The sequence below is a fragment of the Mesorhizobium sp. LjNodule214 genome, assembly GCF_964252735.1.
In the GTDB taxonomy this organism is placed as follows: domain Bacteria; phylum Pseudomonadota; class Alphaproteobacteria; order Rhizobiales; family Rhizobiaceae; genus Mesorhizobium.
In genome coordinates, this window is record NZ_CAXUPE020000005.1 from 20,894 (window position 1) to 44,858 (window position 23,965).

Consider the following 23,965-nt stretch of genomic DNA (forward strand, 5'->3'; position numbering starts at 1 on the left):
ATGGATGCGGACGGACCGCTTCGCCTTCCGGCCACGCGGCGTTATCTGCTCGTCGCACAGCCGGATGCGGCGGTGTTGTTCAGCTTGGCGTGCCCGAGCAGGACCTGGATGATCCGGATGTCGGTGCGCGCGGGCGAGGACGCGAAGGCGACCAGTCTTGCCGAAAACGTCTTGCGCGAGGACATGCATCCGGTCGACCAGTACGAGGCGTTCCGCGATCTGGCGGACGAAGGCAAGTCGGTCCCCGATATTGCCGCACGGTTCGGCACGACCGAAACGATTGTGCGCCGCCGCCTAGCCCTTGGTCGCGTGTCGCCGCGCCTCTTGGAGGCTTACCGCAACGAGGACATGACCTTTGAGCAGCTTTCGGCCTTCACGATCAGCGACGATCACGAGGCGCAGGAACGGGTATGGAATGAACTGCCAACGTGGAACCGCTACGCATCAAACATTCGTTCCGCACTTGTTGGCGAGGGCGTTCGGGCAAGCGACAAGCGGGTCAAATTCGTTGGCGGGCTGGACGCCTACGAGGTGGCAGGCGGAACCGTCAAGCGCGACCTGTTCGATGACAAGGAAGGCGGTTTCGCTGTCGATGTCGTGAAGCTGGACGCCCTTGTCGCAGCCAAGCTTGAAAGCGCGGCCAAGGCGGTGAAGGCGGAAGGCTGGAAGTGGGTCGAGATCATGCCGGATGTATCCTATGACACCTTCCAAGCCTATGGGCGGAGCTATCCCGAACAGGTGCCGTTGTCCAAGGCCGAACAAGCCGAGCTCGACCAACTCACCGCAGAATATGACGAGCTGGCCGAGTTGATCGAGGCCGAGGCCGTCGACGAAGAGTCTCATGCGAAGATCGAGGAAATCGACAAGCGGATCACCGCGTTGCAGGACCGCACGGAAATTTATACGCCGGAAGCTTTCGAGATCGGCGGTGCGATCGTCACGCTGACCAACTACGGCGATGTGCGGATCGAGCGTGGTCTTGTGCGGCCCGAGGATGACCGGGATGACGAGGCCGATGGCGACGACGAAGGTGGCAACGGCGTTGAAAAACCACAGCAGGCCGGACAGCCGAAGGTGACGCATTCGGCGGCGCTCGTCGAGGACCTGACCGCTCAAAAGACGGCGGCGCTGCGCGTCGAACTCGCGAACAATCACGGAATAGCCTTGGCAGCCGTAGTTCACGCGATGCTGTTGAGTGTGATCTATGATTACTGCCCAAACGTAGATAGCGCGCTGCAAATCAAGCTGACACATGAGCGCATCGAAAGCAGCATGAAGCGCAGCGATGATTGCCGAGCCGTCGCGGAACTTGAAAGGCTTCGCGAGACATGGGGCGATCATATCCCCGGCAACCCTGCCGATCTGTGGGAATGGTGCTTGCACCAGAGCCGCGATGAACTGTTGTCGCTTCTGGCTTTTGCGGCGGCTCATTCCGTCAACGCTGTGCGGAAGCTTCATTGCTATGACCGGAAAGGCGCTTTCGAGCACGCAGACCGGCTTGGACAGGCTCTTGAGGTGAACATGGCGAAATGGTTCGAGCCGACCGGCGACAGCTACTTCTCGCATATCAACCGCCAGAGCATCGAGGCCGTCATTCGTGAGGCGAAGGGTGATCAGGCCGCGCTTGCCGTCAAGGCAGCGGGCAAGAAGTTGGAAGCCGTCGGCATTGCAGAGCGGATGGTCGTCGACAGCGGTTGGCTTCCTGAGCCTGTGAGGATTTCCGTTCCTGCCATCGAAACGACGCGCGACGAGGCCGATTTCGATGAAGAAGCGCCGCAAGCCGTAGCGGCTGAATAACCATCAGCCGTTGCCGGTCGCGCTTTCTCGGGCGCGACCGGTTTGCCGCGCCTGCCTGCTGCAAGCTCATTAATGCTTATGTCGAGAACCCTGCACGTGACGATTGGGCCGACATTCAGGACGGGCTTGCCGTGCGCTTGAAGCCTTCAGCCTTCATCGAGCTCGCCAGAATGTGGCGTGAACGGCATATGCAGCAGCCGCACAATCCCCCGCACATCGTGCCGATGCGGAGGTGTGCATGAGTGTGGCCCTGCTGATGCCGCGCGAGCCGATCCAAGGTGCGGTTGCTTCGGACAACCTAGCCAGCGCTTGCTCGACTTTTTGAGCCGAGGCGTCAGTGCGCTTGATGTGTCGGATGATTTGCTGCCTCAGCAGCGCGAGCCTTGCGGCGCGATATTCGTCGCCGTATTTCGCAGTTTCAAGGTGGAGGGTCGCGAGCCTCATGGGCGACGATTCCAATTATCTAGCAGTAGAATTCGCGAATCCGCCTTTCGTTCCGATGTCCGACCTTCTGCCAAAAGAGAGATCGTCCGCTGATGCTGCTCAGTCGACCTGCTCAATCTCTGGACCTGGTTCAGTCGGCGGAGCTGGCATGCAATCTTGCCCGGTGCATTCCTGCACAGGTTTATCCGCCGGCGGGAGACAGTTTTGCCCCTCGCAATGAACTGGCGGCTGCTCTGTTGCTGCTTCGTTGTTCGGCGGAACGGGCTGATCCTCAGCGCGACCGGCCGGCATTCCAAGGCCGATCATGGCTGTGCACAAGAGCGCAATCCGAAGCAAATTCATTTTCGCCTCCGCGGCTGACAGCGAGATGCAGACTACACTTTCGAACTGCGGCCGACATCCTGTCACCCGCGAACGGCGTTAACAGTGCGTTTCGTTGCTGGCCGGCGCGGACCGATGGCCGCTGATGCGATCGGGCCTGATCGACCGGCCCCGATCCGGCAGTGAGTGGAGGCTCCCTCCCTCCCCTCCCCTTCCCGAACCGCAAGACATCGGCTTGGATGCCCAGGCCGACGCTACTCTGTCGGTCATATATCCGAAATGGTATCACGCGCGGTGGCGCTTTAGCCAGCTTAGAGCCCACAAAAGTGCCGAGAAACCGGCATTCTGGCCATTTGGTGCGGTTTAAAGTTAGGTTTGCCCACTTGCTCTGCAGCACGATTGTTGCGCCAAAATGGCTATTCAGGCTATGGTTGTACAAATCACCCGGAATCAGTTTTCCGAGCGATGCAATCTAGCGCTTACGAGGAGAGACCGACCGACCAGAAAAAGAAAAACCGCCCCGAAACGAATCCCGGAAGCGGTTTGCGAATAAATCAATCTAGCCAAGACTTTGTCGCAAACCTCCCTTCCTCTGTCAACCTGAAAAACACCGTTTCGGTGAACGGGATTGCTTTGCCTGGTCTCCGCCAAAAAGGAGACGAGAATGGGAGAAGCTGTGCCACTGAAGCGGCCGATTGGCCGCAGAGTGACGCCACAACGCACCGAATACCGGCGACTGTCAGAGTCAGCCGAGATGGGATCGGTGGCACGCGGGCAGCTTGCCGTGCTCGCGCACAACCTGCCTTGCACGGGCTTGATTAACGCGAGCGAAAGCCATCTTCTGGTCACGTTGGTCAACACGGCGTCGCCTGAGGCCTTTGACAAAGGCGGGCGGCCGATCGTCTTCAAGTCCAACCAGCAGCTCGCCTTCGAGATCAATCGCTCGGTCGGACGGGTCAGTCGCATGCTGTCGAACCTCTTCGACGCCGGGCTCGTCACCATGCAGGACAGCGGCAATTACAAGCGCTATCCGCACCGCAACGCCGACGGTCTGATTGTCGACGGTTGCGGCATCGATATGCGCATTCTGATTGTTCGTTACCGCGAGCTCGATGGGCTGGTGCGGCAGGCGAAAGCCGAGAAAGCAGCCGCGAGCGCTGCGCTGCGCCGTTATCGTGGGGCGCTGCGCAATCTCCGGTACGCTTTGGCAACCGCCACCGGGCTCTCAGAGCGCGCCCAATCACGGCTTGAGGCGCGACTTGAGCGGGTTGTTGCGGTTGTCGGTATTGCCGCAAAGGCGTCGAGCGCAGCTTTACGCCGCGCTACGGCGTTGTTCGAGTGGCTCATCGAACGAGCCCTGCAGCTCTGCAGTCGTTCGGAATCGACAGAAAATTCGGTATGCGCGAATGCCGAAAACGACATGCACAAACAGACTACAAGCCCTGATCCCCTTGTGAATAGTAGTGAGAATCGGCGTTCGGCTCACGCCGAACAACTCAGGTTGCTAGAGGCTGGCTCTGCCAGCCAACGGGCTTATGAAGCAAGCCTGGGGGGCGGCTCGCGCCAAGTCAACCAACCGAAGCACCCACCACAGGCACTTGTGGCCTTGCAGGACTTGGTGCGGGCGATACCGGCGCTAGACACCTACGGCTTTGCCCTGCCCCGTACGTGGGCCGAACTGGCGCGAATCGTGCCCCAAATGTGTCGAATTGCTGGAATTTCCGACGATGCGCGCCGCCGCGCGGTCGACCAAATGGGCGAGCAGCAGGCGGCCGTGGCGGTCGCGGTGACGCTGCAGAAGTTCGACCGGCAAGAAGTTACCTCGCCGGGCGGCTATTTGCGGGCCATGACAAAGCGCGCGGCCGCCGGCGAGCTTCATCTTGCCCGGTCAGTGTTCGGGCTCGTGGCGCGCAACATGACGGAGGCGTTGAATTGAGGTTCCGAGCGGCATTGGCGGCTGCGGTCGCGATAGTTTGCATCGGCGTCGGCGCAGCCGCGGCCGATCCAACCACCTGGTCCGGCACTGTCCGGGTGATCGATGGAGACACGATCAGCGTGCGCCAGCAGCGCATCCGGATCGCGGCGATCGACGCTTGCGAGCGGCCAGACAGGCTTTCGCAATGGCAAGGTCTGGCAATGTGGCATTGAAGGCCGGGCCTTTCTTCGGCGAATGATCGATGGGAAGCACGTCTATCAGCAGGGCGATGAGGCCGATGACCGCGCCGCGCCTGCCCTGGTTGACTTTCTCGATGACGATCGTCGCCGCACTTGCTGTTTCCGATCCCACCCGATGAGCAGCGGCGAAGATCGATGCGAAACGGTCGCGTGTGAGCGCCTCCCATCGGGAGATCTGCTCGAGGGTCGTGGGACCGGCATCAGCCGCGGCGGGTTCGGACTTCGTCTGCAGCCAGGCGCGAATCTCCGGGTCGTCAAGAATCTTGATCAGTTCCTGGACCTTGGCGGGTGGGGGCGCAGCCGGAAGTGTCTGTTGCGCCTGCGCATTGGCCGCCGCGGCAAAGGAGGCAAGTCCCGCAGACCGCCGAACCACTTCGCCCAATCAGATACATGCTCGTTGACCAGCATCGTCGCAACCCGCTTCGCAGTTACAGCTATTCCTGCTGAAATCGACAGGGCCAATTCTCAGGCCTCTTGAGTTCGGTCGGCAGTCCGGTCCGGGCATCGCCGCAAGCCATATCAACCTGCCACTGGGACAGACCCGTCGAATTGGAAAGGTCGACGCCCTCGATACGAGTCAGAAAGAAGAAGGCGCGGTCGAAGTCTATCGGCGCGGTGAAGGTCGCTCCTCGGAAGTCCGCCCGGGCTAGATTGGCGGACGAGAAGCGAGTTCCGCTGATGTCTGCGTCATGAAACTGCGCTCGCCCCAGTTCCGCCTTTGTGAAATCGACATTGGCCAGATTGGCGTCCTGGAAATTCGAACGTTGCATCTCGGCACTCGCAAACACAGCCCCCTGCGCGTCCATCCCGCTGAAATCGGTTCGATAGGCCTCTATCCTGTCGAAGCGGGCACCTTTGGCAGTCGAACCGGCCAGCGACGCACGTACAAGTGTTGCCTTCTCAAGATTCGCCGCAAGGAGGTTGCTGTTTCTGAGATCGGTCGACGTGAAATCAACGCCGAACAAATTAGCGCCGCTCAAATCCTTTCCTTCGAGAATGACTAGCTTCTTGTCACATTCGTGCCAATTTACGCCGGGCCGCGCGGCGGCATGGCAGTCAGGAGCCGCGATGGCGACTTGGCTAGCGAGCCCGGCGCAGGCAGCAATTGCCACGGCCAACCCGGCAGGGATCTTGGTTTTCTTCCTAGGCATGATCGCTGCACCCCGCTGCAACACAGTTCGGGCAATTGAATCCCAATCATATTATCCACGGCGCGGTTCGTGAGTCTACGGAAAGGCCTCTGGGTTTCGTCTGACCCTCGCGGTTAGATTTAGAGGGCGATGGCGAAAACGTAGTTCTCATCATTACCTGCGACGGTGCGCTAAAAAGCCTCCAGCGCATTGACGTGTCGTATATCCAAATCGGCACTATAAATTGGGCAGAAGCGGTGAAGCAATTTGCTTCTCGAATCTTGCGTGAAATGGCAGAAATCCATTGTAACGGCGCGGAATGTGAATAGAATAAGGTCACTTCTTGCCGCTTCAGGCCGTCACCGATCCGGAGGTAGATAGCCAATGTTGTTCATCCCTCACCCCTCCATGTCGGTTGCTTTTGACGCTCGTTCGCACGTCGACGCGGTTTGCGCAAATCCGGCGTCCGCAAAAATGTCCCCGCCTGCGGCTTCCTCGCGCAGCAAATTTTTCCGGCCTCCGGCTTCCTCCGCTCTCGCTTCGGCCTCCGGTGCGCACCGCTTTCCGCCGTGCCCGTGAACGATCATTGCAACCACCAAAGAGGAGTGACTGACATGACCACCACCAACTTCATCCAGTTCGACACGGACGACCTGGACGCCGCCAAGGGCAACGGCCTTATCTCCACAATCGATCGCGACCTGGACATCCACGTTGTCCCATTCGACTCGAGCAACGACAAAGCCCCGACGCACCGCGTCTACGCCAAGTCCCCGCGCGGCTATGACATCGAGGTCGGCGGCATCTGGAAGAAGACCAGCGAGGCGAAAAAGCCCTACTACACGCTTTCGATCAAGCGCCTCGGCTTCAACGCCAATCTCGGTCGCTACCCCGGCCAGGACGATCCCACCCTGCAGGCGATCATCGAATGGGATCCCCGCGATTGATTGACGTGGAGCGCCCGGCCTCGAGCCGGGCGCATCCCTCACAAGGCCGATAAATGCCGCAAACCGCTCGATTTTCGGCGGTTTTTCTGCTAGTGTTTGTCGCTATTGGAGATCTGCGGATGAATATCCATTCGACCCGTCCGGACCGCTCGCCGGAAGCCGTCGCCCGGCGTCGCAAGGCGACGGATCAGGCCCGTGCGGCCAATATCCGGCAGGGCTACACCCACGATCCGGTGCTCGAGGAAGCGACGGCGGCCTACGTCGCCGGCGACATCACCCGCGAAGAGTATCGCCTGCGGGTAGTGCGGCCGGCGAAACGGGCGTAATCGAAACACCAGCTATCAAGGCGAAAGGCCGCCTGCCCCACGCAGGCGGTTTTTTGTTGACCCGCCGATGTCCGAGAGCCCCATCAAAGGTTCCTATTTCTACCCGAACACGTCGGACGATCCCGATCGTACCGATGTGCTGCGTAATAAGTTCGGCATCGAGACTCATTCCGAACTCCGCATCGAAGAATACCGCGCCACGGCTTTCCGCATGGCGGAAATTGCCGAAGGCGACGGCCCGACGGGCCTGTTCGACAGGTGCATTTGAAAGCCATCCACAGCCATATCTTTCAGGACGTCTATGAGTGGGCCGGGCACGCGCGCAATGAAAGCCCGATCGTGGACGGGCAGCGCGTGGAGCCGATCGGTGGCCTCTCCAAAGGCGGCACCGCATTCCTGCACGGCTCCCGCATCGAGATGGGACTCGACGAGGCGTTGAAGGCTATCCGTGATCCCAACGTTTTGCGCAATTCAACGCCAGAGCAGTTTGCCGAGCGTGCGGGCCAGGTCATGGCCGAGCTCAATTTTGTACATCCCTTTCGCGAGGGCAACGGACGCACCCAGGAGGCGTTCATCGCCGAGCTTGGCCGTCACTACGGCCATGAGGTCGATTTCACCGTCATCACCAAGCCGCGCATGATCGAGGCGTCGATCGAAACCACGAACGACCCGTCAAGCGCTGCCATGAAACATGTGCTCGAGGACGCGGTAGACCCGAATCGCCGCGAAGCCCTTCGCGCCGCGTTGTCCGACCTCGAGGTGCGCGGCGAGGTACCGTTTGAACACAACGTTCGCACAGCCCGCCCAGGCGAAGAAGTGACCGGCCAGGTGCTCGGGCATGACGACCGTGTCGCCAGCATCGTCTCGGACGAACGGATCATCGCCGTCGATCGCGCAGACCTCCCGGAGCGACTACCCGAGGATGAAGCGGAAATCACCTTCACCGCCCGATCCGACTTTTCTCGCCTTGGCCGTGAGCCACAGGCCATCCAGGCGCCCGTGCAGGCCGAACGCGCCGAAGCGACCCGGCAAGACACGCCTCCTGCCGAGCTGAAGGCCATCGAGACGGATATCGCGGCGCAGCGGGCTCGCGAGCGAGATAGCGATGGCCATGAGCGATAACGTCGCTCGCCGGCTTCAAGCTGCTCGGCAACCGTAGTTGACCGGCCGGGCGGGTTCGATGCGGCCAGGCCGCCTCCATCCGTTGGCTGATTTGACGGACAAGCTACGATAGCCCCTCCCCCATGCAACCGCTGTCGCAGTCCTCCTCTCCGTTGCGGCCCCTACGGGGTGCATGGGCTCGTTTCGGCTATCTCCGGTCTTTGCCGTCAACCAACGGATGGAGACGGCCATGCAGAGCATCAAGGACACCTACCAGCGCATCACGGACACCATTGTCGAGCAGCTTGTAGCCGGCACCAAGCCGTGGATCCGCCCCTGGCGCGGCAATGCCCGCCGCAGCGCGATCATTCCCCGGCGCGCTACCGGCGAAGCCTACCGCGGCATCAACGTCATCATGCTGTGGGTCGCGGGCCAGACGTTCGGCTACGAAGAAAACACCTGGATGACCTACCGGCAGGCCCAGGACTTCGGCGGTCAGGTCCGCAAGGGCGAAAAAGGCACCCTTGTCGTCAAGTACGGCACGTTCACTCCGAAGGATCACGAAGACGACGAACACCGCGCGATTCCATATCTGAAGGGCTACACCGTCTTCAATATTGAGCAGATCGAGAACATGCCGGACAGGTTCTTCAGCCCGGCCGAGGAGTTGCCGACCAATGCTGTTCCACACATCGAAGCAGTCGAAACCTTCGTAAAAAATACCGGCGCAAAGGTCAGCTACGGCGGGACAAAAGCCTGTTATCAGCCGGTCTGCGATGACATCCTTATGCCGGACCGCGAGCGCTTCGACAGCGAGGTTCACCTTTATTCGACCTTGCTACATGAGATCTCGCACTGGTCAGGTGCGAACACTCGCTTGGACCGCGATCTGAGCGGGCGATTCGGAACCGAAAGCTACGCCGCAGAAGAGCTTATTGCGGAGCTCGCAGCGTCTTTCCTCTGCGCCGATCTCGGCGTGCCGCACGACCCTCGCGACAATACTGCCTCGTACCTTGCGAGTTGGCTCACAGTGCTGAAAGACGACAAGCGCGCCATCTTCACCGCCGCGGCCAAGGCGCAAGAGATCGCCGACTGGATGCACGCGCGGCAGCCGGCTTGAGCCGGCTGCCCAGGTCTCAACGATGCCGCCACACCTTGATCGCGCTGACAAGCAGGATGATCGTCAGCAGCGGCAACAGCACCGCGCTCGGCACGATGCCGAGAAGCCGCGCGCCGACAAAGCTGCCGACAACCGAGCCGGCCGCCATCATCAGCACGAACGCCTTGTTGCGGCCAAGCACGGCAAAGCTACTGTCGCGGCTGTATCGCGTAAATCCCACCAGCATCGTCGGCAGGCTGACGGCGAGCGAGAGGCTGCCGGCCAGTTTGATGTCGCAGCCGAACAGCAGGACAAGCGTCGGGATCAGCAACTCGCCTCCAGCCACGCCGAGCAGCGACGCCACCACGCCGATCACCACACCGGCAGCGACACCGGCGACGAGTTGGCCCGGACCTTGGAACAGCGGCTGACCACCGCCATGTGGGTCATGGCCGATCATGAGCACCACTGCGATCATTACCAGCAGCGCCGCAATGACCCGATAGAGCGTTCCGGACTTGAGCCGCGTCGCCCATCCCGCCCCGAACCATGCCCCCACTAGGCTACCAGCCAGCAGGTTTGCGATGACCGTCCAATGCGCCGCGACAGCGCCCCAGGGCACTATGGTGGCCCGGAACGGTAAAGCCGAGGCGACCACCACCAGGCTCATCGCCTTGTTGAGGATCACCGCTTCCAGCGCAGCGAAGTGGAAGGCGCCGATCAGCAGAGGAAGACGGAACTCCGCTCCGCCGAGTCCGATCAGGCCGCCGAGGGCGCCGATGGCAGCCCCGCCGCCGAAAGCTCCCAGGTTGTTCGGCTGCTCTCTGGCAGACTGTGTTCCGATGTCATCTGCGTTCGTGGCGACGTCCCTGGGCTTCATTTGCCATCCATTTTCGGTGTAACCAGAGAGAACCATCAATTGAACGCCAAGACCATGGATGACTCCTCGCACGATCAAGGCCTGCGCCGGGCAGTTCGTCTGGTCGCGCTTCTCAATCTCGCCTATTTCGGGGTCGAGTTCGCCGTCGCCCTCGCCATCGGCTCCGTGTCGCTGTTCGCCGACAGCGTCGACTTCCTCGAAGACGCGTCCGTCAATTTCCTGATCCTGGTGGCGCTTGCATGGTCTATTCGCAGCCGCGCTAAAGTCGGAATGGCGCTCGCCGGCATCCTGCTCGTTCCTGGCCTGGCGACGCTCTGGACGGCATGGGACAAGTTCGTCGCGCCGACCCCGCCTGAACCGCTCGCTCTGTCGTTGACCGGCGCCGGCGCTCTCGCGGTCAATCTCTTCTGCGCGCTGACGCTGGTCCGTTTCCGACATCACAGCGGCAGCCTGACGAAGGCTGCCTTCCTCTCAGCGCGCAATGACGCGCTCGCCAATGTGGCGATCATCGCCGCAGGCCTTTTTACAGCCTATACTCTTTCCGCCTGGCCGGACCTGATCGTCGGTCTTGCCATCGCCGCCATGAACGCCGACGCAGCGCGAGAGATCTGGCAGGCGGCGCGCCAGGAGCACCGCAGGGCAGAGGCTTGAACAGCCAACCGTTGACCCCTCGACCTGTTGAATCTGTCTCACGCTGATCCGCTGATCAAAGATCCGGTGAATTCTCGGGGATTCAGCGCCAAGAAGCACCGCTGAGACAAGTTGACTGGTCAGATAACTGGGCGTGGCGCATGTTCCGCGCGACAACACAGACGCCTATCTGGCGGGCTGGCTCGCCGTCCTGAAGAATGACAAGAGGGCCATCGTCACGGCCGCTGCTGACCGGATGCACGTCAGCAGTTGCATTTAAGCCAGCCTGAGGTGCAGGGCGGGTCGCAATAGGCGCTCTGTGCCGACTCATCTGGCTTGACCATAGAGACGATGATGACCGCTCATTGTCGTTTGGCACGTATCAGTTGGAACCGGGCGCTATTGGCGCCCTCGGCTCCGATAGTTGTTCCCCTCTGTTGAACATACCGCGCAATTCATTGCCGACTCCGGAGAAGTTGCCGATCCTGACAGTCTAATATTAGCGTGTACTAATAATTCTCTGTAAGCAGCGGGCCCACCCCCGCTTGCCCGCCTCAGATCGGGCCCCAACCCGATCGGGCCCGAGCTCTTCGCACGAGGCGCGGGCTTGTTTTCGAACGAAAGCAAACGGACATGCCGCAATCGTCATTGCAGGACAACATTCCCGGATGGGGGGTGATTGCCAACGCGCCGTCGTCCCCCCTGCCCTGCCCAGTATCCGAAAGCTTCGGCGGGGTCTCTTGGCAAACATAAAGTTTCACGTGAACTCGTTTCACGCTAAATGGAAAGGGTGCCAGGCCACTTGTGACGGTTTCCAGCACGGTCTGATGATCGGCGATATACTTACGAAGATTGACTGACGGCTGCAGTAAGCAGGAAATTTGTCCGCTGACAAAATCGGCAAATTGTGTAGCCTATTCAATTGCATGAATCGGATCACGTGATTCCGCTGCCGCGAGGCCGTTAACCTTTTGTTAACTTAAAATTTCTTGCCGGATCGAACGAATCGGACATAATGACGGTTGCTTAGCGTCTTTACGCCAAAAATCGTTTTTAGAGAGTCTCGATCGAATGAACGTGAGTTCGCCCGTTCCCACGAAGATCCCGTTGCTGTTCGAGAAAAGCATTCTCGAGCAGGGCGACCAGATATCGAAGAAGCTGCACCTACTCTCGATGCAGCGCTTCCCTCCCCATGCGAAGAAGGATCTTCGATCGTTCTCGCTGGCCGAGGTTGCCACGTATCTTGGGGTCTCCCAAAGCCATCTGAAGAAACTGCATCTAGAAGGCAAAGGCCCGGTGCCTGAAACCTCAACGTCGGGCAGGCGGTCGTATACTGCTGAACAGATGCTTGAGCTGCGCCGGTATCTCGACCAGTACGGACGATCCGACGCCCGAATGTATGTTCCCCATCGGCGGCCGGGCGAGAGGCTCCAGATCCTAGCTGTGGTCAATTTCAAAGGGGGCAGCGGCAAGACCACCACCGCTGCCCACCTCGCCCAATACCTTGCGCTGACCGGGCACCGCGTCCTAGCTATCGATCTCGACCCGCAGGCGTCGCTTTCCTCATTGCATGGGTTCCAGCCTGAACTCGACCAGACCAAATCGCTTTACGACGCGATTCGATATGATGACGAGAAGGTGCCTCTCTCGGAAATCATCAAGCCAACGAATTTCCCGGACCTCGATATCGTCCCTGCGAACCTAGAGCTACAGGAGTTCGAATACGACACGCCTCTGGCAATGACGGACAGGTCTTCGAATGTGGGTAGGGCGTTCTTCACGCGCATCTCGGCGGCATTGACGGAGGTCGACGATCGCTACGATGTCGTAGTTATCGATTGTCCGCCTCAACTGGGGTACCTGACGATCACCGCACTGACCGCGGCGACGTCAGTGTTGATCACGATCCATCCGCAGATGCTCGATGTGATGAGCATGGGCCAGTTTCTGCTGATGCTAGGGAACATCCTCGAGCCGATCAGGGCGGCGGGTGCCGAAGTGAATCTGGAGTGGTATCGCTATCTTGTTACTCGATTCGAACCCACAGATCAGCCGCAAGCGCAGATGGTGGCGTTCCTGCATACGCTGTTTGGCGAATTCATTCTCAAGAACCAGATGTTGAAATCAACGGCGATTTCCGATGCGGGGATTACCAAGCAGACCCTCTACGAAGTCGAGAAGAATGCGATGACCCGTTCCACATACGAGCGGGCAATGGATGCGCTGGATGTCGTAAACGGCGAAATCGCCGACCTAATTCATGAAGCATGGGGGCGCTGACTTTTGTCCGCTGACAAAATCGGATCTTTTCCGAATGCATTCAATGGTCTAGGCGCTATCTGGAGGTAGACAAATATGGCGCGTAAGAATCTTCTTGCAGGCCTCGCAGAAAAGGAGGCGGACGACCATGTGTCGTCCGCCTCCAAGGCGGCATATCCGATCCGAGGCGCTTCGAAATCCATGATCCGCTCGGTCAACGAGTTGGCCAAGCAAGCGGATGCGTATCTTGAAGGCGAGCATGTGGTCGAACTTGATCCAAACTTTATCGACGGGTCGTTCGTTTCCGACCGCATGGGCGACGACAAGGAGCAGTATAAAGAGCTGCTGGAAGCGATCCAGGAGAGGGGGCAGGATTCTCCCATACTTGTTCGTCCGCATCCCCGTATCGACGGCCGCTACATGATCGTTTTCGGCCATCGCCGCGTCCGCGTTGCCAGCGAACTGGGGCGGAAGGTGAGGGCGGTCGTCAAGGAGATCGACGACAAGACTCATGTCATTGCCCAGGGTCAGGAGAATTCCGCCCGGGCAAATCTCAGTTTCATCGAGAAGGCGATGTTCGCAAAGCGCCTTGAGGACCTGGGATATGACAGGGATGTTATTTCCTCGGCATTGGCCTCGAATGCCGCTGCTGTCTCGAAGATGGTGTCAGTTGTCACAAGGATTCCGGCATCCGTCATCGGCAAGATTGGATCAGCTGCGTCTGTCGGCCGCGAGCGGTGGGTTGAGCTGTCCCTTCTTGTTGGCAAGAAATCCGACATTGTTGATGAAATCCTGTCCGAACTCGAATTCGATGATCTGGAAAGCAACGGACGCTTCGAAAGGTTGTTTGCGGGCCTGAATGCGAAGGGGAAGCCCGTTCGCAAGGCCAGTGTGAAGCAAGAGGCGCATTCCTGGGCTGCCGAGGACAAATCAGTTAGCGTCAGTGTCAAGAAGGCAGGCAAGGCCGTTACGATCGCCGTGAAGGAGACGGATGGCAGCCGCTTTGGAACGTGGATTTCTGACAATCTGGGCGACCTTTATGAGGCGTTCCGGAAGTCGGAGAGGACAGCAACAGGAGACTGAACCGCAAAAGAAAAAGGCCCCCGACGGCGAACCGTGGAAGCCCTTCTCGATCTTTAGCAAGCCGAGAATCTCATTTCCACGAATCAGTGTCAAGAGTTTTAAGCGTCGATTCGGCGGACGGATTTCTTTTGCCTAATTGAAGGCGAAGGAAAAGAAATGGAGACGGGTATTGCAACGACGCCCTTTGGGCGGCGGCCGATGTCGCTTGCCATGCTGGCAGCGCAAAACGAGTCACGTGAGATCCCCAAGGGCAGGGTCGTCGACAAGTGGCAGATCTATCGCAACCTCTGCGAGGGCAAGAGCCTCGTCGGCATCGGCGATCGCGCCCTGGCCGTCCTGAATGCGTTGCTGTCATTCTATCCTGACTGTGAGCTGAGTGAGGAAAACGGCCTCATCGTCTTTCCCTCGAACGTGCAGCTGTCCCTCAGGGCGCACGGCATGCCCGATTCCACATTGCGGAGGAACCTGGCGGAACTGGTGAATTGCGGTCTAGTCATCCGTCGGGACAGCCCGAACGGCAAGCGTTATGCGCGGAAGGGCAGAGGAGGCGAGATCGAGGAAGCATTTGGCTTCTCCCTGGCGCCGCTGCTGGCCCGTGCTCACGAGTTCGAGGCGGCGGCCGAGCGTGTTCGCGCCGACAACCGGGCGCTCCGGCTTATGAGGGAACGCATTACGCTGCACCGGCGGGATATCCAGAAGCTGGTCGAGGCGGCCGTTGAGGAAGACGTACCGGGCGACTGGGGAGGCCTATGGAGGCGTTTCCGTGCCGTTGTGGAGACAATTCCGCGCCGAGCATGCATTGCCGACCTCGAACCTATCGTGGCCGATCTGGCCGCGTTGCGTGATGAGGTGGATAAGCTGCTGGAAATCCATATGGAATCCATGAATCCGAACGGCAATGAGTCCCAAAGCGGGCGGCAGCAATCTGATTCAAACACCGACTCTACTTTTGAATTTGAACCTGCTTTGGAAAAAAGCGGGGCGGCGGTCGAGCCACTAACGAGGACTGCAGAGCCCCCAAAAACCTATCCGCTGGGGATGGTGCTGAAGGCCTGCCCCGAAATTGCGGACTACGCCGTCGACGGGATCGGCAACTGGCGCGATCTCATGATCACCGCCGCCCAGGTGCGGGGATATCTGGGCGTTTCGCCGTCAGCGTATGAGGATGCCTGCCATGTCATGGGTCAGGAAATCGCCGCGGTGGTGATTGCCTGCATTCTGCAGCGGGCACAGCACATCGATTCAGCTGGCGGCTATTTGCGGGTGCTAACGGAGAAGGCGAGGGCAGGGGAGTTTTCGGTCGGGCCGATGCTGATGGCGGCATTGCGAGCGAACGGCGCGACTGCAAAGATGACAGGGTAATTGTTGGCGGATCGGTTCGCGCTGATGCAGAGGCTTGTATGTCGCATCATGTGAGGCTATATTTCGTCTCAGATGGATGGAGAGTGAGATGCTAGCGTTCGAAAATGTGGCCGACGTGTTGGGGTTGCCCGTTAAAGAGGTGGCGTCACGGTCGCCTTTCGGGCTGATCTCCCGGATCGAGGATGGACTTCCCATCGGGGCGCTCGAGCGCGTTGCGCATCTTCTAGCGCCTGGCGATGCTCAGTTCAAATACCGGCTGATCCCCAAGGCGACCTATGAGCGGCGCAAGACGGTACATCGTCTCTCGTCGGACGAGGGCACACGATTGGCCCGCGTGGCGCGCGTCTGGGGCCTTGCTGTCGATGTCTGGCAAAACGAAGAGGAGGCGCGCGATTTCTTGTTTCGGCCGCACCCGATGATTGAGGACAAGCGACCGATCGACGTCGTTATCCTGAGCGAGTTCGGCGCCGAAATGGTGGTCGATATTCTCGGAGGTCTGAAGTACGGCAGTGCTGCGTGACGGCGCAGACTCTCGATCGCACGCTATCGTCCTTTCGCATCGGCGATCCGGCCGGCACCTACCCGATCTTCGATGCAACCGGCTCGACAATCGCGCCAGGGCGATGGAACACGCCCGGAAGTCCTATCATCTACACCAGCGAGCACTATTCGACGGCCCTGTTGGAAAAGCTGGTGCATGGCAGCGGCCGACTGCCGGCCAACCAGCACTACATCGAAATCACAATCCCGACCGGACTGAGCTACGAGGTCTTTTCCCAGCCGTCACTGCCCGGCTGGGACACGATGCCGGCGACGGTGAGCAAGGGATTTGGCGCTACCTGGTGTTTAGAACGGCGCAGCGTCATCCTGCTGGTGCCGAGTGTCGTGGCGCGTCTCGATTGCAATGTGCTGATCAATCCGGCGCATCCGGAGTTTTCAAGGATCCAGACAAGTCTGCACCAGCCCGTCTACTGGGACCGGCGGCTGTTTGGCGCGTAACGGGGAGGGGCTCTCTGTCGCCTACAGCCCCGAGGCCTTGGTGAGATTCGACGCGGAACCGGTGGGCCGAGATGCTTTAGCACGTAGCGCACATCAAGCTCGGGCCGACGAGGCAAGCCCGGCGCGCAGCGAATGGCCGGAGAACTTTTGCCCCGTTCGCCGCGCACGCCGGCAGGGCCGCTGCCTCGGAATCAATTTTCTGGAGCTGACGCCGCAAGCTGTGTCGATATCGATCTGCGACTCGGACGATTACCCGCGCCGCCCGCCCGACCGTGCGTTCGGCATCGTTGTGGTAGTTCGATGCTTATTGCGGGAGCGATGCTGCGACTGCTGCATGGCTTCCGGCAGCGGAATGCAGCTGCGGTTGCGGGAAGGTAGCCGGAGCGCAGGCTATGGGCGGAAAACGCCGCCGGGTCGAAACCGGCGGACGCGGCGCTTCAGGATCAGATAGACGGCCTGCGGCGTCAGGGCAGCGTTTTTTCGAGATCGCCCCAGCGATCGATGCCGCGAAAGGCGGCGCCCTCGGTGATCCTGGCGCGTTCGAGCCAGGATTGCAGCACCATCACCGGCCGGCCGATGAGCAGCACGAAGGCGTCGCTTGGCCTTTGCCGTCTTTGTCCGGCAGGGCCGGATCGACAGGCAGGGCAGCTTTTCGCCGTCGGGAGGGATCGGCCAGGACAGGCTTTCAGGAGGGCGGAAAATCTGCGCTCACGTGCTTTCTTGCACTTGCGGCCGCGCGGGCGGACGCTGGCGCACACCGCCAGTTTCACCGCGCTCTGCAAGCCCGCTACCTATTGGATCGCAAGCGACGATATTAGAAGGAAATTTTGAATCGATTCGGCACTCATAGGGGTACTCAACAAATTGCCCTGTAAGCGATCACACCCTCTCTTTCGAAGCCAGGCAGCCTGGTGCGCGTTCTCGACACCCTCCGCCGTAACCCGCATTCCCAAGCCGTGAGCGAGGGCAATGATGGAGTGGACGATTGTTTGGCTTTTGACGTCGGTTTCGACGTCTTTAATGAAGTATCTGTCGATCTTGATCGTATCGAAGGGGAAGTTTTTGAGATACGCCAATGAAGAATAGCGCGTGCCGAAGTCATCGAGTGAGATGCGGACGCCCAGTACCTCTAGCGTATGAAGGGTGTCGAGATTGTTGGTGGTGCGTTCGAGCAGGACCGACTCGGTAATTTCCAATTCCAGATGCTCAGGTGGGAGGCCGGCGGAATCAAGGATTTGGGCCACCCGATCGATCAAACCCTTACGCAGGAATTCAGCCGGCGACAAATTCACCGCGACTGTGAAATGCGCTGGCCATGTGACTGCTTGCCGGCAGGCTTGCTCAAGCACCCATTCACCGATCTCTCCCATAAGCCCATCTGCTTCCGCCATGGGTATGAACATGCTTGGCGGGATGATCCCGGCGAAAGGGTGCTGCCACCGGAGAAGCGCCTCGAAGCCAACTATGGATCCGGATTCTGCCATCGGCTGGTATTCGATGAAGAATTGCTGTTCCTGCAACGCCACTCGCAGACTGCGTCTCAGCATCTCGCGCTGTTCCAACATAATGAGCATGGAGCGATTGAACGTTCTGGCGCGCCCACGCCCCTCGTTCTTCGCAGCATAGAGGGCGATATCCGCAGCCTTCATCAACTGCTCGCCGTCATTCCCGTCTTCGGGCGCAATTGCGATGCCTATGCTCGTACCGACAAACACATCAATGCCGTCGACGGTGAGCGGCTCTTTGAAGGCATTTACAATCAAGTCAGCCAAGCCCTCGGCCTCGGCGGGCTGTACTCCGCCCCGCTGAATGACGGCGAACTCATCGCCGGCCAGCCGATAGGCAAGCTCTCCATCACCGAGCAAAGTTTGAAGTCGCTTTGCTGTTCCCTGCAGCACCAGATCACCCGCAGCGTGTCCAAGCGTGTCATTGACGGGCTTGAAGTCATCAAGGTCAATTTGCATTAGGGCCAGTCTGTTCGCGCCTTGTAGCACCGGCAGGTCGCCACATAAGTCCTCACTAAATTGCCGCCGGTTCGGCAATCCCGTCAGAACATCATGCGTTGCCTGGTGGAGAAGCAGAACGCGCTCTTCGCTCTCGGAGTTTGGCGCATGCGGCCGGGCCATGGCCTCGCTCGTCTCGAATATCCCGAGGCCACGTTCCGCGCGAAAGATGAAGAGTTTCCGACTAGTCCCCGACGAGCCAGGGATATCGATGCTTCGGGGCAAACCGGTGGCAAGCACCGATTCTACCGCCAACTTATGGCGAGAACCCAAGAGCTCTGGATAAACGTCCCATATTGTCGCCTGCAATGATGCGGCGATCTGATATTTTCGCCCGAGTGCTGCGGAACAGCCGATAAGTCTGGCATCCTCGTAGAGCGAAATGATCTCGTCGGCTTCGCTCCAAGGTAAAGTAGACGACGGCGCATCGAAATCAGTCATTCCGGTGCTCTTTCGATTGAAGTGTTTCAGAGACCAGGGCCTTCCGGTACCCTATCGTCCCATTCCGTTTAGACCGCTCATCGCCCCTTCCAATCAGCTCGCGGCGGCTCTGCCTTACTGAAATTATCGAGCCGCGTGTGGCGGTCAATGTTGCACGACCAGGGTGATAGCAATTTCTGAAATTCCTGTCTCTTCCTGCGCGAGGGTCCTTTGCTCTGAGGCATTTCCATTTTGCACTAGTAAAACACATGCAAAATTAAGGGTTGTTCAACGGGCGCGCGGTCGGCAGTCAGGTCTGCGCCGAGGTGGTGAGGTCGCCGAGGTAAGCGCGCTAGCGCGCCGCCGCCATTGCCCGGACAGCATCGGGACGCCGCTCGCGCAGTCCCAGATTGCCGACCCAGCCGGCCACGCGCCTTGGCGGCCTTCATCCTGCCGGCGGCCTTTAGCGCGTCGATCTGGGCGTCGTTGAGTTGATTCTTGAGGAAACGCGCATAGCCGATGAGGCGCCGCGACCGGGCGGGAGAGAGCAGGGGCCGATTCTGGTTTCCAAAAATGCAATGCGTGACCAAGGAAGGGATGCCGGCGTCTCACGCGTGATTTGGTGAAATTCGACCACCCGGGGATTGAAATTTGACCTGTCGAGTAATACCTTCTGGAAAACTGGTATTACCGAGGTAGGAACATGACCACTACAGTCACAGCCAAGGGACAGGTGACCATCCCAAAGCCGGTCCGCGATCTTCTCGGAATCGTTCCGGGCAGCAGGGTCGATTTCCGCCGCGCCGCCGATGGTAGCGTGGTGCTTGCACGCACTGACAACAAGCAGCCCGTGAGCCGATTTGCGAAGTTGCGTGGCCATGCCGGCAAGGGGCTCGATACCGACGCGATCATGGCACTGACGCGCGGCGAAGCGTGACGCTCGTCGACACCAACGTTCTGCTCGACCTCGTAACTGACGATCCGAAGTGGGCGGATTGGTCGATCGCTCAGCTTGAGGCGGCAAGCCTCAATGGGCCGTTATCGATCAACGACGCAGTCTATGCCGAGCTTGCCGTACGATATGACCGCATCGAGGATCTCGACGCGTTTCTTGACGAAGCCGGTCTCGAAATCGCTCCGATGCCACGAGCCGCCCTGTTTCTCGCTGGAAAGGTATTTACGCAGTACCGCAAGGCGGGCGGATCGCGCACCGGCGTGCTGCCCGACTTCTTCATTGGAGCCCATGCCGCCGTCAACGGACTGCCGCTGCTCACCCGCGATGTTGGCCGCTACCGTACCTATTTTCCAACATTGAAACTGATCACACCGAATACCTGAGCGAAACGGCATCTCGGTCAATCCCTCGTGCGATCGACGTGTCGGACAGGCGTCGACATCGACACGTCATCAAATCATGCTCCGCATCTACATGATCACCCTCGCCGCCCGCCCGAGCGTCCGCTCGGCATCGTTGTAGTAGTTGGAGGCCTGTTGGACCGAGCGATGCTGCGACTGCTGCATGGCTTCTGGCAACGGAATGCCGCGACGGGCGGTTTCGGTGAGATATCCGGAGCGCAGGCCATGGGCGGAAAACGCCGCCGGATCGAACCCAGCCTCGGCGACGCGGCGTTTCAGGATCAGGTTGACCGCCTGCGGCGTCAGCGCGCGTTTCTCGAGATTGCCCCAGCGGTCGATGCCGCGGAAGACGGCGCCTTCCGTAATCGCGGCCCGCTCGAGCCAGTCCTTCAAGGCCAGCACCGGCCGGCCGACCAGCAATACGAAGGCGTCGCTGTCGGCCTGCGTCGTCTTGGTCCGGCCGAGCCGGATCGACAGGCATGGCAGTTTGTCGCCGTCGGGAGCTTTGGGATCGGCCGGCACCGGGTCTTCTTCGATGATCTGCTCGATCCTGAGCGAAGCAATCTCGCAGCGGCGGCGGCCGCCGGAGGCGAAGGCGGTGATGAGAAGGGCGCGGTCGCGCACGTCGACGAGACGGTCGCCGGCGCAGGCTTTTAGGAGCGCGGTCAAAATGTCGGCGGTCACGGCCTTCTTGCTCTTGCGGCCGCGCGGGCGGGCGCTGGCGCGCACCGCCAGTTTCATGGCGCTCTGCAGCCCCGGCGCGTTGAATTTTCCCCTAAGACCGCGCCATTTGGTCAAGGTCGACCAGCTCGACAGGCGCCGGCGCACGGTGGACGGCGCATGGGGTCCGTCGCTGCGCAAAAGCCCTTGGGATTTCAGCGTCGCCGCGACGTCGGCCGGCATGCCGTGCGTCAGATCGGTTTCGCGTTTCGCAAAATCCCACAGGTGGTGCGCGACGAATTTGATCAGCAGTGCTTCCGGCGCAGGCCAGGGCAGCGGCTGTCCGGTCGCGGCAAGGCACCAGGCCTCGAGATAGCCGAGGTCTGAGGCAAGCGCGCGCAAGGAATTCTCCCCCATGCCCTCCCTGGCGAGGTGGCGCAGCGTCTCGACGTCATCGTCGGTGAGGATGTCGGCCAAAAAATCGCGGCGGCCGAACGGCAGCACGGAGTCCAGGGCGTCGAGCGCTTCGGCGCGGCGGAGCTTCTGGTCAGTGGCGGGCTTGGGCAGACGAACGTCCATGGACCGTCACCTTTCAGAACTGACAACGTCTGTTGGACGACTCGAGCAGCACGTCCGGGTCCCGATCGGGCAGGCGGTCGCGCCCAGCGTGCCGGCCCTGCACGGGCGCTTTGCCGGCATGCACAACGTGCAGCGATTGGCCGACAGAACCTTGCACAATGTCCCGATTTTCGCTATTTTGGCGGAAATGGAGGTTATCATGGCCATTGTCACGTTGAGCGCTAGCGAATTCCAGGACCGGATCGGCGAGGCCCTCGACCGGTCGCTCAGCCAACCGGTGCTGATTACCAAGCACGGTCGGCCACGCAACGTCGTCCTTTCATATGACGAGTATGAGCGACTGCGCGCCCGGGACCGGCGTGTGGTGCGGGCTGAAGACCTGACGGACGAGGACATCGCCGCGATCGAGGCGAGCGAGATGGCGCCCGGGTATGAGCATCTCAACGCCGAGCTTAAGGAGCAATGAGTCTTGAGCCGAAGGTCGGCTGGCTGCTCAGCTATAGCTATCTTTGGGCCGACGATCATCGGCGCGGCGACGAAGAGGGGATCAAGAACCGGCCGTGTGCCTTGGTGGCGGCCACGCGGCGCGACGGCGATCGCATCGTCGCGGTCGTGGTGCCGGTAACCCATGGCCCGCCGGCCGACCCGCGGACGGCGATCGAGATTCCAGCGCTCACCAAGGCGCGCCTCGGCCTCGACGCCCAGCGTTCCTGGATCATCTGCAACGAGGCCAACGTGTTCGCCTGGCCGGGCCCGGACCTGCGGGCGGCCACTGGCCGGGCGGCGCCAAGCATCTGGTACGGACCGTTGCCACCGAAGCTCGCCGCCGCAGCCCGCGACAAGCTGCTCGGGTTCGCGCGCGCCGGGCGCCTGCGCCGGGTGCCACGCACCGAGTGAGGCGGCGTCGGGCAGGCGGATCGCCGTTGCAGTCATCCGGTACCCCTTTCGCATATCGTCCATTCAGCCGGTGCGAGCGAATCCACTGAACCAGGAACAGCAGAAGCACCGACGATCCGGCATTCCCAAGCCTTTCCAACGACACAGGATGACGATCCTGGCTGATTTGGGCGGCGAGAGCAATCGCTATCGATAAGCGGTGATTATCGATAGTTATTTTTCCCCGACAGAAAATCGGCGGCGGGTCCACCTAACATCGAGATAGCTTGACTTACGCGAATCAGCCATCATGAAAACAATGGCTTACGACATCGGTCTTTTGTCCCTCGACACTCTCATCGCGCCTGTCGCGAAGGCGACCGAGGCTTTGGCGCGGCTCGACGAGCGCCTGACGCGCTCGCCCGTCCGCGACGGATTTCTCGAGCGCCAGCATTTTGCCGATGCGGCCGCCGCGCTCTGGCTCGAGGGCGAACTCGTCCATCTCGAGGATCTGGTCCTGCACGACGCCCACATGGACATCCGCACCCCGACCCACGAACTCACCCGGGCCTATGCGGTGCTGCGAACCCGCCGGCGAATTTTTGCGCAAAAGCCGGACTGGGCGCTCAGCCGCGACGGTTTTTTGGCCCTGACCGGCCGGGGTGGCGCGACGCCGGCGTCGGGACCAAAAAGCCGGGAAGGGGAGGGGGCTGGAACTGCCTCTGTTGAACCCGACGGTCGGGATGACGCTGAGGATGATCTTCTGGCTGAAGAATTTGCCGAGATCGATGCTGTCTTGGCGCGATCGTCAAAGATTCTCAGCGGCTCAGACGTGCCTGGTCGAAAGGAGGACACGTCACGACGTGAGCGGCCGGAGCCGCAAAACGGCCTGATCTACGATCTCGACTGGAATGAAGAAGAACGGTTGGCCGAATGGCGGGATGTGATTGCCAGGACGCGAGATCTGCCGGTCGTTCTGCGCGCCGCGATCCTGCTCGAGGCCTGGTCGGACATCGAGGTGCTGCAGCATGCCGTCTGGCACGGGCCATTGCTGGTGTCCGCACTGCTGCGGCAGGAGGGCCTCGCCGCCAACCATCTCGCCAGCCTGCATCTCGGCGCCAAAAACATTCCGCGGGAGCGGCGGCGGGCACGCAATCGCTCTGATCGGCGGCTGGCTTTCGTCGACGCTATGCATGACGCAGCGCTGGCCGGGCTGAAAGAGCTCGATCGGCTGACAATGGCGAAAAGCCAGATCGAGCGGCGACTGCGTGAACGACGCGCCAGCTCAAAATTGCCAGACCTGGTCGAGCTAGTGCTGTCGCGGCCGCTCGTCTCGACCGGCATGATCCAGCAGACACTGAAGATGTCGAAGCAGGGCGCGCTCAATCTTGTCGGGCAGCTCGGCCTGCGCGAGATGACGGGGAGGGGAAGGTTTCGGGCGTGGGGCATCGTGTGATCGGCAGTCCGTCGCCGTAAGGGCTTCACTTTACGAAATTATCGAACTTGACGAACTTGACG

At 60.4% G+C, this 23,965-nt stretch carries 24 protein-coding genes and 1 pseudogene; 19 read left to right on the forward strand and 6 right to left on the reverse strand.

Annotated features, from left to right (window positions below; genetic code table 11):
• Both ACSQ3Z_RS33750 and repC (ACSQ3Z_RS33755) read left to right on the forward strand, forming a co-directional pair.
• On the forward strand, positions 1-1,797 hold the full coding sequence (locus ACSQ3Z_RS33750; protein ID WP_436175468.1) for a ParB/RepB/Spo0J family partition protein: 1,797 nt from the start codon (positions 1-3) through the stop codon (positions 1,795-1,797).
• Between the two features lie 1,429 nt (positions 1,798-3,226).
• Complete coding sequence (gene repC, locus ACSQ3Z_RS33755; RefSeq protein WP_436175469.1) at positions 3,227-4,498, forward strand: plasmid replication protein RepC; 1,272 nt, start codon at positions 3,227-3,229, stop codon at positions 4,496-4,498.
• A 114-nt stretch (positions 4,499-4,612) separates the two neighbouring features.
• On the opposite strand, the gene ACSQ3Z_RS33760 is transcribed toward repC (ACSQ3Z_RS33755), so the two are convergent.
• Positions 4,613-5,119, reverse strand: a complete 507-nt coding sequence (locus ACSQ3Z_RS33760) for a hypothetical protein (protein ID WP_436175470.1) — start codon at positions 5,117-5,119, stop codon at positions 4,613-4,615.
• A gap of 52 nt (positions 5,120-5,171) precedes the next feature.
• The gene (locus ACSQ3Z_RS33765) at positions 5,172-5,888 is read right to left on the reverse strand and encodes a pentapeptide repeat-containing protein (protein ID WP_436175471.1); all 717 of its coding nucleotides are present in this window, start codon (positions 5,886-5,888) and stop codon (positions 5,172-5,174) included.
• A gap of 593 nt (positions 5,889-6,481) precedes the next feature.
• Here ACSQ3Z_RS33765 and ACSQ3Z_RS33770 point away from each other — a divergent pair.
• From ACSQ3Z_RS33770 to ACSQ3Z_RS33790, 5 genes are all read left to right on the forward strand, one after another.
• Entirely contained in the window at positions 6,482-6,814 is a 333-nt protein-coding gene (locus ACSQ3Z_RS33770) for a DUF736 family protein (protein ID WP_436175472.1), read from the forward strand.
• Positions 6,815-6,933: 119 nt separating this feature from the next.
• Positions 6,934-7,140: an antitoxin VbhA family protein gene (locus ACSQ3Z_RS33775; RefSeq protein ID WP_107652809.1), complete on the forward strand. Its 207-nt coding sequence runs from the start codon at positions 6,934-6,936 to the stop codon at positions 7,138-7,140.
• A 67-nt stretch (positions 7,141-7,207) separates the two neighbouring features.
• Positions 7,208-7,408 (forward strand): hypothetical protein, encoded by a 201-nt coding sequence (locus tag ACSQ3Z_RS33780; protein ID WP_436175473.1) that lies wholly within the window; start codon positions 7,208-7,210, stop codon positions 7,406-7,408.
• The gene (locus ACSQ3Z_RS33785; protein WP_436175474.1) at positions 7,405-8,262 is read left to right on the forward strand and encodes a Fic/DOC family protein; all 858 of its coding nucleotides are present in this window, start codon (positions 7,405-7,407) and stop codon (positions 8,260-8,262) included. Before ACSQ3Z_RS33780 ends, ACSQ3Z_RS33785 begins: the two co-directional genes overlap by 4 nt.
• A 229-nt stretch (positions 8,263-8,491) precedes the next feature.
• Positions 8,492-9,361 (forward strand): ArdC family protein, encoded by an 870-nt coding sequence (locus ACSQ3Z_RS33790; RefSeq protein ID WP_436175475.1) that lies wholly within the window; start codon positions 8,492-8,494, stop codon positions 9,359-9,361.
• Between the two features lie 16 nt (positions 9,362-9,377).
• Here ACSQ3Z_RS33790 and ACSQ3Z_RS33795 read toward each other — a convergent pair whose 3' ends face one another.
• Complete coding sequence (locus ACSQ3Z_RS33795) at positions 9,378-10,220, reverse strand: sulfite exporter TauE/SafE family protein (RefSeq protein ID WP_436175476.1); 843 nt, start codon at positions 10,218-10,220, stop codon at positions 9,378-9,380.
• 54 nt (positions 10,221-10,274) lie between these two features.
• On the opposite strand from ACSQ3Z_RS33795, the gene ACSQ3Z_RS33800 reads away from it, so the two are divergent.
• From ACSQ3Z_RS33800 to ACSQ3Z_RS33830, 7 genes and pseudogenes are all read left to right on the forward strand, one after another.
• On the forward strand, positions 10,275-10,871 hold the full coding sequence (locus ACSQ3Z_RS33800; RefSeq protein ID WP_436175669.1) for a cation transporter: 597 nt from the start codon (positions 10,275-10,277) through the stop codon (positions 10,869-10,871).
• 127 nt (positions 10,872-10,998) lie between these two features.
• Positions 10,999-11,130, forward strand: a pseudogene (locus ACSQ3Z_RS33805) (zincin-like metallopeptidase domain-containing protein); the annotation flags it as partial.
• A 791-nt stretch (positions 11,131-11,921) separates the two neighbouring features.
• Positions 11,922-13,130, forward strand: a complete 1,209-nt coding sequence (repA, locus tag ACSQ3Z_RS33810; RefSeq protein WP_436175477.1) for a plasmid partitioning protein RepA — start codon at positions 11,922-11,924, stop codon at positions 13,128-13,130.
• Between the two features lie 75 nt (positions 13,131-13,205).
• Entirely contained in the window at positions 13,206-14,192 is a 987-nt protein-coding gene (repB, locus tag ACSQ3Z_RS33815; protein WP_436175478.1) for a plasmid partitioning protein RepB, read from the forward strand.
• A gap of 156 nt (positions 14,193-14,348) precedes the next feature.
• Positions 14,349-15,554, forward strand: a complete 1,206-nt coding sequence (gene repC / locus ACSQ3Z_RS33820; protein ID WP_436175479.1) for a plasmid replication protein RepC — start codon at positions 14,349-14,351, stop codon at positions 15,552-15,554.
• An 88-nt stretch (positions 15,555-15,642) separates the two neighbouring features.
• Complete coding sequence (locus ACSQ3Z_RS33825; RefSeq protein ID WP_436175480.1) at positions 15,643-16,074, forward strand: antitoxin Xre-like helix-turn-helix domain-containing protein; 432 nt, start codon at positions 15,643-15,645, stop codon at positions 16,072-16,074.
• Positions 16,071-16,553 carry an RES family NAD+ phosphorylase gene (locus tag ACSQ3Z_RS33830; protein ID WP_436175481.1) on the forward strand — a complete coding sequence of 161 codons (483 nt, stop codon included), beginning with the start codon at positions 16,071-16,073 and terminating at the stop codon, positions 16,551-16,553. Before ACSQ3Z_RS33825 ends, ACSQ3Z_RS33830 begins: the two co-directional genes overlap by 4 nt.
• A gap of 464 nt (positions 16,554-17,017) precedes the next feature.
• On the opposite strand, the gene ACSQ3Z_RS33835 is transcribed toward ACSQ3Z_RS33830, so the two are convergent.
• A complete protein-coding gene (locus ACSQ3Z_RS33835; RefSeq protein ID WP_436175482.1) occupies positions 17,018-17,140 on the reverse strand; it encodes a hypothetical protein in 123 nt (40 codons plus the stop codon).
• 204 nt (positions 17,141-17,344) lie between these two features.
• Positions 17,345-18,997, reverse strand: coding sequence for a putative bifunctional diguanylate cyclase/phosphodiesterase (locus tag ACSQ3Z_RS33840; protein ID WP_436175483.1), 1,653 nt, complete (start codon positions 18,995-18,997; stop codon positions 17,345-17,347).
• Between the two features lie 682 nt (positions 18,998-19,679).
• Here ACSQ3Z_RS33840 and ACSQ3Z_RS33845 point away from each other — a divergent pair.
• Entirely contained in the window at positions 19,680-19,913 is a 234-nt protein-coding gene (locus tag ACSQ3Z_RS33845) for an AbrB/MazE/SpoVT family DNA-binding domain-containing protein (protein ID WP_436175484.1), read from the forward strand.
• Positions 19,910-20,314 carry a type II toxin-antitoxin system VapC family toxin gene (locus ACSQ3Z_RS33850; protein ID WP_436175485.1) on the forward strand — a complete coding sequence of 135 codons (405 nt, stop codon included), beginning with the start codon at positions 19,910-19,912 and terminating at the stop codon, positions 20,312-20,314. Before ACSQ3Z_RS33845 ends, ACSQ3Z_RS33850 begins: the two co-directional genes overlap by 4 nt.
• Positions 20,315-20,401: 87 nt before the next feature.
• Here the strand turns inward: ACSQ3Z_RS33850 and ACSQ3Z_RS33855 are convergent, their stop codons facing one another.
• Positions 20,402-21,571 (reverse strand): site-specific integrase, encoded by a 1,170-nt coding sequence (locus ACSQ3Z_RS33855; RefSeq protein WP_436175486.1) that lies wholly within the window; start codon positions 21,569-21,571, stop codon positions 20,402-20,404.
• Here ACSQ3Z_RS33855 and ACSQ3Z_RS33860 point away from each other — a divergent pair.
• The 3 genes from ACSQ3Z_RS33860 to ACSQ3Z_RS33870 all read left to right on the forward strand — a co-directional run bounded on the left by ACSQ3Z_RS33860 (position 21,570) and on the right by ACSQ3Z_RS33870 (position 23,903).
• Positions 21,570-22,037, forward strand: a complete 468-nt coding sequence (locus ACSQ3Z_RS33860) for a type II toxin-antitoxin system prevent-host-death family antitoxin (RefSeq protein WP_436175487.1) — start codon at positions 21,570-21,572, stop codon at positions 22,035-22,037. The genes ACSQ3Z_RS33855 and ACSQ3Z_RS33860 overlap by 2 nt on opposite strands.
• The gene (locus tag ACSQ3Z_RS33865; protein WP_436175488.1) at positions 22,034-22,468 is read left to right on the forward strand and encodes a hypothetical protein; all 435 of its coding nucleotides are present in this window, start codon (positions 22,034-22,036) and stop codon (positions 22,466-22,468) included. The genes ACSQ3Z_RS33860 and ACSQ3Z_RS33865 overlap by 4 nt, the downstream gene beginning before the upstream one ends.
• 289 nt (positions 22,469-22,757) lie before the next feature.
• Positions 22,758-23,903: an RHE_PE00001 family protein gene (locus tag ACSQ3Z_RS33870; protein WP_436175489.1), complete on the forward strand. Its 1,146-nt coding sequence runs from the start codon at positions 22,758-22,760 to the stop codon at positions 23,901-23,903.
• The last annotated feature ends 62 nt before the right edge of the window (positions 23,904-23,965 follow it).

What these genes read in the sequence shown, in the direction of transcription:
- repA (WP_436175477.1), top strand. Translation starts at nt 11,922, where the DNA reads ATGAACGTGAGTTCGCCCGTTCCCACGAAGATCCCGTTGCTGTTCGAG.
- ACSQ3Z_RS33825 (WP_436175480.1), top strand. Translation starts at nt 15,643, where the DNA reads ATGCTAGCGTTCGAAAATGTGGCCGACGTGTTGGGGTTGCCCGTTAAA.
- repC (WP_436175479.1), top strand. Translation starts at nt 14,349, where the DNA reads ATGGAGACGGGTATTGCAACGACGCCCTTTGGGCGGCGGCCGATGTCG.
- ACSQ3Z_RS33775 (WP_107652809.1), top strand. Translation starts at nt 6,934, where the DNA reads ATGAATATCCATTCGACCCGTCCGGACCGCTCGCCGGAAGCCGTCGCC.
- ACSQ3Z_RS33855 (WP_436175486.1), bottom strand. Translation starts at nt 21,571, where the DNA reads ATGGACGTTCGTCTGCCCAAGCCCGCCACTGACCAGAAGCTCCGCCGC.
- ACSQ3Z_RS33765 (WP_436175471.1), bottom strand. Translation starts at nt 5,888, where the DNA reads ATGCCTAGGAAGAAAACCAAGATCCCTGCCGGGTTGGCCGTGGCAATT.
- ACSQ3Z_RS33750 (WP_436175468.1), top strand. Translation starts at nt 1, where the DNA reads ATGGATGCGGACGGACCGCTTCGCCTTCCGGCCACGCGGCGTTATCTG.
- ACSQ3Z_RS33840 (WP_436175483.1), bottom strand. Translation starts at nt 18,997, where the DNA reads ATGACTGATTTCGATGCGCCGTCGTCTACTTTACCTTGGAGCGAAGCC.
- ACSQ3Z_RS33870 (WP_436175489.1), top strand. Translation starts at nt 22,758, where the DNA reads ATGAAAACAATGGCTTACGACATCGGTCTTTTGTCCCTCGACACTCTC.
- ACSQ3Z_RS33780 (WP_436175473.1), top strand. Translation starts at nt 7,208, where the DNA reads ATGTCCGAGAGCCCCATCAAAGGTTCCTATTTCTACCCGAACACGTCG.
- ACSQ3Z_RS33860 (WP_436175487.1), top strand. Translation starts at nt 21,570, where the DNA reads ATGGACCGTCACCTTTCAGAACTGACAACGTCTGTTGGACGACTCGAG.
- ACSQ3Z_RS33790 (WP_436175475.1), top strand. Translation starts at nt 8,492, where the DNA reads ATGCAGAGCATCAAGGACACCTACCAGCGCATCACGGACACCATTGTC.
- repC (WP_436175469.1), top strand. Translation starts at nt 3,227, where the DNA reads ATGGGAGAAGCTGTGCCACTGAAGCGGCCGATTGGCCGCAGAGTGACG.
- ACSQ3Z_RS33795 (WP_436175476.1), bottom strand. Translation starts at nt 10,220, where the DNA reads ATGAAGCCCAGGGACGTCGCCACGAACGCAGATGACATCGGAACACAG.
- repB (WP_436175478.1), top strand. Translation starts at nt 13,206, where the DNA reads ATGGCGCGTAAGAATCTTCTTGCAGGCCTCGCAGAAAAGGAGGCGGAC.
- ACSQ3Z_RS33865 (WP_436175488.1), top strand. Translation starts at nt 22,034, where the DNA reads ATGAGTCTTGAGCCGAAGGTCGGCTGGCTGCTCAGCTATAGCTATCTT.
- ACSQ3Z_RS33845 (WP_436175484.1), top strand. Translation starts at nt 19,680, where the DNA reads ATGACCACTACAGTCACAGCCAAGGGACAGGTGACCATCCCAAAGCCG.
- ACSQ3Z_RS33770 (WP_436175472.1), top strand. Translation starts at nt 6,482, where the DNA reads ATGACCACCACCAACTTCATCCAGTTCGACACGGACGACCTGGACGCC.
- ACSQ3Z_RS33800 (WP_436175669.1), top strand. Translation starts at nt 10,275, where the DNA reads ATGGATGACTCCTCGCACGATCAAGGCCTGCGCCGGGCAGTTCGTCTG.